The organism is Sphingomonas metalli (assembly GCF_014641735.1).
In the GTDB taxonomy this organism is placed as follows: domain Bacteria; phylum Pseudomonadota; class Alphaproteobacteria; order Sphingomonadales; family Sphingomonadaceae; genus Sphingomonas; species Sphingomonas metalli.
On record NZ_BMIH01000021.1, the window covers coordinates 1 to 506 of the forward strand.

Genomic DNA, 506 nt, shown 5'->3' on the forward strand with positions numbered 1-506 from the left:
CCCTCTCTCGCCGGGCCCAAGCGCCCGCAGGACAAGGTGGTGCTGACCGAGGTCGACGATCTGTTCAATGACGAGTTGCACAAGCTGTATGGCAAGGCCGAACCGCGCCGCGTGCCCGTCGATGGCGAAGGCCATGATATCGGCGATGGCGACGTGGTGATTGCCGCCATTACCAGCTGCACCAATACATCCAACCCCAGCGTGCTGGTGGCCGCCGGGCTGGTGGCCAAGAAGGCGCATGAGCGCGGGCTGAAGCCCAAGCCCTGGGTCAAGACCAGCCTGGCCCCCGGATCGCAGGTGGTGACCGACTATCTCGAAAAAGCCGGGCTGCAGGAACATCTCGACGCGGTCGGGTTCGATCTGGTCGGCTATGGGTGCACCACCTGCATCGGCAATTCCGGCCCGCTGGCGCCGCCGATCAGCCAGGCGATCAACAGCAATGACATTATTGCCGCCAGCGTGCTGTCGGGTAACCGCAACTTCGAAGGGCGCGTCAGCCCCGATGT

At 64.2% G+C, this 506-nt stretch carries 1 protein-coding gene; it reads left to right on the plus strand.

Annotated features, from left to right (window positions below):
• Window positions 1-506, plus strand: a 506-nt coding sequence (locus IEX18_RS18495; RefSeq protein ID WP_268234960.1) for an aconitase family protein, incomplete at both ends; no start/stop codon positions are given.